The sequence below is a fragment of the Paenibacillus sp. Dod16 genome (assembly GCF_049893405.1).
Lineage (GTDB): Bacteria > Bacillota > Bacilli > Paenibacillales > Paenibacillaceae > Paenibacillus_AQ.
In genome coordinates, this window is the sequence record NZ_JBNDYG010000011.1 from 168,839 (window position 1) to 176,432 (window position 7,594).

The following is a 7,594-nucleotide window of genomic DNA, read 5'->3' on the forward strand; positions in this document are numbered from 1 at the left end:
CGGCCCATTACAAAAATATGACCATTTACTCCACATATTTTACGATCTGTGAACGGCAGCTTCGCTGCATGCTTCACCTGCCGATCCGAATACTGGGGTTTTTGCCTAGCCTCTTCCCAAACGGTTCAAATACTCCTGCGGGGTTACCCCCGTTATTTCCTTGAACACTTTAAAAAAATAGTTATGGGTCGTGAAACCCACTTGATTGCTGATTTCCTTGATCGAGTATTTGCCGCTTTCCAGCAGCTTCCGCCCTGCGTCGATTCGAACCTGATTCAAATACTCCGAGAACGTCCGCTGCGTCTCTTCCTTGAAGATCCTGCTTAAATAAGAAGAGTTCAGGCCGATGGCACCCGCGGCCAGCTCCAGCGTGACATAACCCGGATACCTCTCCAGAATAAAATGAACGGCCTGTGTGACATGTCGTGAATACGGTCCCGCCGCACGGTGCTGCTTCAGCAGGCCAAGCAAACCCGCATAGTAGGATTGCAGCCATTGCACCAGCTCCCCGACACTGCCGATTCTTCCGAGCTCGCTTCTTGAAGGAAGCTTCTTCTTCACGGCTTCCGCAGATGGCATACATGTCTTCCACGCCTTATCCCCGGTTAACATGAGCTCGCTGACGATCATCTGGATTGTATGCGAATGGACCGGCAGATGGCGGATCGAAGCAAAGATGGAGGAGATTAACCCGTGCACGTCATCGATATCCATCCTTTCAATTGAAAGCAGAAGCTGCTTGTGTTCCTCGATCGTCAAAGATACACGCTGATCGTTTCCGCCAGCAAGTCCCCCGGCCCGGACCGGCATCCTTGAAACCGCATTGCTTCCGGACGGCTCCATGGTGGAGGCGTCGAGCACCCGCTCAGCGGAGCTATAACTGGAGCCGAGTTGTGACAAGCTGGTGCATACATGTCCGACGGAGACCACGCATTTTAAATTAAGGAACAGCTCGAGCGCATGTTGAAGCTTCCTCATCCGTCCGGCGATCTCGTTCTTTATGGCATGTTCGCTCCGCTCCTTGAACGCAAACACGACAATAAACCGCCCATCCTCCACGTAAGCCGCCGTCCGCTCCTGAATATCCCCCAAGCTCTGCTGCATCATATCGACCGCCTGCTGAACCAGGCGGTTCGTTTGCACGTCGCTGTATGACTCCGTCAGCAGCAGGAACGGAACAATCTGCACGGCGGCTGCCGCATAGCTTAACGCGTGGGTGTACAGGCTGTTTTTTTGTGAGAAAGCCTTAACCTCCGTGGTTGCATCCCTCCGTCCGCTAACCAGGTACACAATATAATCGCGGATCAGCGCGGGATTCAGCCTTTCGGCCACGGCCTCATGAGTTTTGCGTTCTTCCAGCCGATCCTGCTGCCGTATTTCCAGAACTGCTTTGTTTAACAAGGCAACCAGCGCTGCACCGTCCAGCCGATGCTTCAACAGATAATCGATGGAGCCGTTCTTCAGGCACTCCCTGACGTAATCATAATCATCATAGCTGCTGAGCATAATCGTCTGAATGAACGGAAACCGTTCCTGGATCGCCCGATTGAGCTCTACGCCGTTCATTTCGGGCATATTTACGTCAATAATTGCAATATGCGGAGGAGACTGCTCAATCATGGCCAAGGCCATCAATCCATTATGCGCTTGGCCGCATAATTCGAATCCATGCTCATTCCAGTCCAATAACGTGCGCAGATCATGCCGTACCAATGGCTCATCATCAACGAGCAGCACTTGAAACATGGCTTTATATCACCTCTTGTCGGGATTTATCCGCACTGGATTTGTCCGCACTCTCCATTTTTTTCGGCAGCCGGACCTCGGCCTTCGTATATAGCCCCGGCTCACTGTACAGCTTGACGCCGTACGAATCGCCGTACATATGAACGATCCGCTCATGCACACTCCGCACGCCCATACCGCTAAAACGGGAGGTTTCCCCCTTCTTGCCCGTCTCGCCCAGCAGGCGCGCCCTTTGCCCTTCCGTTATGCCCTTGCCATTGTCGATCACTTCAATCTTCAGGTCGCTGCCCTCATCGCATACGCGTATCAGCACGAGCCCTTCCTGCTCCATCGCGCCGATACCATGAATGACGGCATTCTCCACAAGGGGCTGCAGCATCAGCTTCAGCACCCGGCATTCCAGCAAAGCATCGTCCTCAACCTGGGTGACCATCCGGATCGGCTCCATATACCTGTACTTCACGATCGAGATATAACGTTCAACATAATCCAGTTCCTCCCTCACCGTCAGAAATTCGCTAGAATTGCCCAGAACACCGCGCATGAGCTCAATCAGCGATCCGGACACCTCTTCGATATTCGGCACGCCGTTCATCTTGGCCAAATACTTGATGGTGTTAAGCGAGTTGTATAAAAAATGCGGATGAATTTGCGCCTGTAGCGCCGTCAATTCGGCCTCCCGCTTCTCCTTCTCGCTGACCCGAATCCCTTCGAGCAGTCGCTTCAATTCCTCCACCATACTGACAAAGACGCGGTATAGCTGCCCGGTCTCGTCCTCGCTGGTTATCTCCTTTCTCGGAAACGTCAGATTCCCTTCCTTCACAAACATCATTAAGGATTTCAACCTCCGAATGTTGAGGGTAATTCGGGATGATACCTGCAGCGAACCGATCAGGACTACAATGAAGACGATAACCGATACCTCCGCCAACAGTTTACGGAGCTTTGTTGATTCACTAAGCAGCGAATCCATCGGTATCAAAGCCAGGGTGGTCCAGCCCGTATAACCGGATTGGCGGCTGACTACGATATAGTCCCTGCCGTCAATGGCTTGCTTGATGGCGTCCCCATCCCCTGCGAGTTCCCCATGAATGTTGAGGATCTTCTCGAACGAAGGAGCAAAGGACGGTGCCGATTCAGCCTCATAGACAAACCCGCCCTGCTTGTCCAGCACGTAGATCATGCTATCGGTGGTCGGCTTCACGCCATATGTTTTTTGGATGAAATCATAATTCAAATCCACCATGACAACCCCGATCGGTTCACGGTTATATCGAATCTCTCGCCCGACCGTGATGGCATCGGACACTCCGGTCTGCTTGAAGTACGCGTGACGCGATCCATTCTGGAGCATATAATCCATCATTCCGGTCCCCAAGACCGTCTTATCCAGCCACGGACCGCCTGAGAAAAACACCTTGCCGTTTAAACCGACTACGGCAATCCGAGAAATGTAAGGCTTGTAATCGATCAGAACGGATAAAAACTCATCGATCCGTTTCTGCTCTTGAAACCATTCATAACTAATTTCTTCATGAGGGCTCAGCAGGGTGTCGATCACCGTGTTTTTGTTGGTCACCACGACGGTGTTCAGCCGGTCGATCTCTTCCAGCATCATATTCAGCGATTCATCCGCCTGCCTGATGCTGTCCGAAACCGAGGTGATCGCATTCTGCATGATCGTCTCGCGCATGCTCATATACACGATGACCGTAATGGAGACGATGGACACAAGCGTTACCGCACTGAACGCAATAAAGATTTTCCCCTGAATACTTCGCCTCGGTGATATCCACCTTTGAATCGTAGAGAATTTCATGGCGCGTGTCTCCTTTTTCCAGATCAGAAGAACCAGATCGTAAACGTTTACAAAAACGTAATCGCCGTCCGTACGGTCAGCATCGAGCTCCGCGCATGGTTATGGGAGGCACCTTATAATAGATCTTGAAAGCCCTGGTGAACGAATATAAATTCGGATAGCCGAGAGACAAGGCAATCTCGGTAATTGTTGCGTCCGTTTCTTGTAACAACCGTTTCGCCTTTTCCATTCGTATGCGCTGAAGGTATTTTAACGGCGGCATCCCTACCTGATGGGTGAACATGTTGGAGAAGTATGACCGATGCACCCCCGCGAATTCGGCAACCTGCTGTACGGAAATCCCCTCGGTGGCATGCAGCTCCATATAATCCAAACACTCGTGAATCCATCCCGCAAGTTCCGTCGGCTGCGCGGAGGCCATATCCGGGACCATGCCGGCGAGCAGTCCATAAATCAAGCCGTGCAGTTCCAGCGATACCGCCGGTTTCCAGCGTTCGGCTCCGGCCAGGACATCAATCACGCGTTCGGAGGATTCCTTGACCTTAGAGGATATCATTTGTTTGCCGAACGGGTTGTCCGGACATAAGCCAGCCAGCTCCAGCAATGGCTTGACCCTGTTCCCGTCCACTGCCAACCAGCTCATCTGAAGCGAGGTATCCGCAGGCAGCATGTGATAATAATAGGTCCGGCCCGGAAACAGGCAGAACAGATCATTCTTCTGCAGGTCCACTCGTTTGTCATCGAACTCCAGCCGTACCATGCCTTCATGTACAAAATGCAGGCTGTAACACTCGATTCGTTTCGGTCCGACCCTGTAATTGGGCTTGGCTATGCTTCGTCCCGCCCGAACAGGCCAGATCTGTTCCTCTTTATCCAGATATCCAGGCGTGTAATAGATGAACTCCGCATACTCATATTCGTATTCCTGCATAAAAGGCTCCCTCCTCTTTTCTTCATTTTTTCCATCAAGAATAACAAAATGACAACAAAAATATAACACCCCGCTATTTTTATAACCTGATATTTTCAATATCATCATACTAGGAGGCGATTACACTTGTCGAGAAGACCTAACATTTTGCTAATCACAAGCGATCAGCAGCATTGGAATACAATCGGAGCATTTCAGCCTGAAATCTCAACGCCCAACCTGGACCGCCTTGCATGTCAAGGAACGACGTTCGATCGGGCGTATTGCCCCAATCCCACCTGCACGCCAAGCCGGGCATCCATCATTACGGGGCAGTATCCGAGTCAGCATGGAGCATGGACCCTGGGGACAAAGCTGCTGGAAGACCGCCATACCGTGGGAGAGAGCTTCCAAGACGCAGGCTATCGAACCGCACTGGTGGGAAAAGCGCACTTCCAGCCGTTAAAATCCACGGAAGATTACCCATCCGTAGAGGCCTACCCGATTCTTCAGGATTTGGAGCATTGGCGGAATTTTAACGGACCTTTTTATGGATTCGATCACGTCGAGCTGGCCCGAAACCATACGAATGAGGCCCATGTCGGACAACATTATGCCCTATGGCTGGAGGAGCAAGGATGTGCCAATTGGCGGGAGTACTTCCTGCCCCCTACGGGAACTATGGACCCTACCCAAACGTACACATGGCCCATACCGGAACAATACCACTACAATACCTGGATCGCCGAGCGAACCACCTCTCTGTTGGAGCAATATAAAAAGGCGGATGACCCCTTCTTTATGTGGGCGAGCTTCTTCGACCCGCACCCGGAATACCTGGTGCCGGAACCATGGGATTCGATGTATGATCCGGAAAAACTCACGATCCCATCCTTAACGCCTGGTGAGCATGACCGCAATCCGCCGCATTTCCGCTTGACGCAGGAAGAAAATCCGGATTTTTCGCATCTCGCTGAAACCGGGTTCGGCATTCACGGCTACCGCTCCCATCATTATTACGAATACGGCTCGAAATCCAGATTAACGGAGTATGACAAGAAGAAGCTGGTCGCCGTGTATTATGGCATGATCAGCATGATGGATAAATATATCGGCAGCATTCTCGATAAACTGGATGAACTGGGGCTATCCGAGGATACGCTCGTTGTTTTCACCACCGATCACGGACATTTCTTCGGCCAGCACGGCCTTCAAGCCAAGGGCGGGTTCCATTACGAGGATTTAATCAAGCTTCCATTCATTGCACGGTATCCAGGACGGGTGCCTGCCGGAAAAAGAACAGAGGCGATGCAGTCCCTGGTCGACCTGGCCCCTACCTTCTTATCCTTCTGCAATATACCGATACCGCCAGCGATGACGGGCATCGACCAAAAGGATGTGTGGCTCGGTAACGCGGACACAGCGCGGCAGCATGCTCTCTGCGAATTCCGGCACGAGCCTTCGACGATTCATCAAAAAACGTACATCGAGCAGCGCTATAAGATCACCGTTTATTACAATCAAACCTACGGCGAGCTCTTTGACCTAGAAGCGGATCCCGGCGAGCTGCGCAATTTATGGGATGAACCGGGGTACGAGCAGCTAAAGGCGGAGCTTCTGCTCAAATACATCTGGGCCGAGCTTGGCAAGGAGCCGATGCCGATGCCGAGAATTCATCACGCCTGATGAAAAGAACAACCGCATATTTTAGCAGTCTGAAAAAAAAATTGACGCTGCTAGCCCGGCTATTTTGGACCTTCTGCTGCATCGGCCCCTCCACCTTCGGAGGCGGGTATGCAATGCTGCCTATTATTGAGCGCGAAGTGGTGAGCAAGAAAAAGTGGGTAAACGAGGAGGAAATCGGTGAGCTTATCTCGCTTGCCGGTTCCGCTCCCGGCGGCGTCGGCGTGAATGCGGCCGCGATGATCGGCCACCGGCAAGCCGGTATTGCCGGGGCTGTTTCGGCTATGCTTGGCGTGACATGCCCCACGTTTTTGATCGTGATTCTGATCAGCGTAGGCGCCGTTTTTTTTCGGGATCAACCCAAGGTTGAAGCCGCTTTAAAGGGGATGCATGGCGCCGTTATTGCGTTAATCGCCGTCGCTGCTTACCGGATGGCCAAACATGCCGTCTTCGATGCGACAACAACGATAACCGCGCTTGCCACCGTATCGGTGATGCTGTTTACAGGCGTGCACCCTCTCTATCTCATTGCTCTAAGCTTACTATGCGGAATGGCCGTCATTCCGATCAAAAAACGGCTGGGCTTTCAAGCGAATACGGAGAAGAAGGCTGCGCCCAACAGCCGCCCGGAATTGGAATATTACATTTGAGAGAGACGAATCGGGGCGATAGGAAATGTATTGGGACTTGTTCATAATGTTCATAAGTGTAGGCCTTGTGTCCTTTGGCGGCGGTTATGCGGTAATCCCGGTCATTCAGAAGGAGGTAACGGAAAAAGGGCTGCTGACTGCTGCGGAATTCCAGCAAACCGTGGCGCTGGCCGGCATGGCGCCCGGTTCGATCGCCACCAATGCCGCTACGCTGATTGGCTATCAGTCCGCCGGCTATATCGGAGCCGCCGTCTCCACCGCGGGCATCATCCTGCCGTCGCTGGTCGTCATCGTGCTGCTCTCCGCCCTCTTCTACCGCATGCGGAGCAATCCATGGGTCCAATCTTCTCTATACGGTCTGCGTCCCGTAACGACAGGACTCATTGTATATGCAGCTATTCACTTTGGGTATCCCGATGAGGGGGAAGGGCTCCTACAGGGCCTGATTCCTACGCTGCTAATTTGCGGAGCCTGTTTATTTCTCTTGCTGAAATACAAACTCCACCCCCTGTTGATTCTCCTCATGGCCGGTGCTGCAGGTATTGTTTTATTCTAATAAGTTGGATGGCTGTCGGCCGTGTGTGATGGATTGGACAAGATTGGCTTTCCAAAGCACGAATAACAAGCCGGAACCTTCTGAAGTGACCCCCAAAAGTTAGACACGGTTATTTCATTAGGCAGCTTTCTCAAAATGAGTTCGGTACTGTACCGGACTCATTTTTAATTTTGCCTTTAACCGTTTGGTATTGTAGTATTCAATATATTTTTTCAGTTCTTCCTTAAAAT

At 51.8% G+C, this 7,594-nt stretch carries 7 protein-coding genes; 3 read left to right on the forward strand and 4 right to left on the reverse strand.

Annotation, left to right across the window (positions count from 1 at the left end; translation table 11 throughout):
* Positions 1-105: 105 nt before the first annotated feature.
* The 3 genes from ACPV3A_RS11490 to ACPV3A_RS11500 all read right to left on the reverse strand — a co-directional run bounded on the left by ACPV3A_RS11490 (position 106) and on the right by ACPV3A_RS11500 (position 4,496).
* Entirely contained in the window at positions 106-1,746 is a 1,641-nt protein-coding gene (locus ACPV3A_RS11490) for a response regulator (protein WP_426199668.1), read from the reverse strand.
* Positions 1,747-1,750: 4 nt separating this feature from the next.
* A complete protein-coding gene (locus ACPV3A_RS11495; protein WP_426199670.1) occupies positions 1,751-3,565 on the reverse strand; it encodes a sensor histidine kinase in 1,815 nt (604 codons plus the stop codon).
* A gap of 76 nt (positions 3,566-3,641) precedes the next feature.
* Complete coding sequence (locus ACPV3A_RS11500) at positions 3,642-4,496, reverse strand: AraC family transcriptional regulator (protein ID WP_426199672.1); 855 nt, start codon at positions 4,494-4,496, stop codon at positions 3,642-3,644.
* 126 nt (positions 4,497-4,622) lie between these two features.
* Between ACPV3A_RS11500 and ACPV3A_RS11505 the strand changes: the two genes are divergently transcribed.
* Genes ACPV3A_RS11505 through ACPV3A_RS11515 form a run of 3 tightly spaced genes read left to right on the forward strand, consistent with a single transcriptional unit; the run spans position 4,623 to position 7,364 of the window.
* Positions 4,623-6,161, forward strand: coding sequence for a sulfatase family protein (locus ACPV3A_RS11505; protein ID WP_426199674.1), 1,539 nt, complete (start codon positions 4,623-4,625; stop codon positions 6,159-6,161).
* Positions 6,161-6,808: a chromate transporter gene (locus ACPV3A_RS11510; RefSeq protein ID WP_426199676.1), complete on the forward strand. Its 648-nt coding sequence runs from the start codon at positions 6,161-6,163 to the stop codon at positions 6,806-6,808. The genes ACPV3A_RS11505 and ACPV3A_RS11510 overlap by 1 nt, the downstream gene beginning before the upstream one ends.
* A 25-nt stretch (positions 6,809-6,833) precedes the next feature.
* Positions 6,834-7,364 (forward strand): chromate transporter, encoded by a 531-nt coding sequence (locus ACPV3A_RS11515; RefSeq protein WP_194540830.1) that lies wholly within the window; start codon positions 6,834-6,836, stop codon positions 7,362-7,364.
* A gap of 117 nt (positions 7,365-7,481) precedes the next feature.
* Here the strand turns inward: ACPV3A_RS11515 and ACPV3A_RS11520 are convergent.
* Positions 7,482-7,594: IS3 family transposase (locus ACPV3A_RS11520; RefSeq protein ID WP_426199682.1), on the reverse strand; the 113-nt coding region annotated here is incomplete at its 5' end.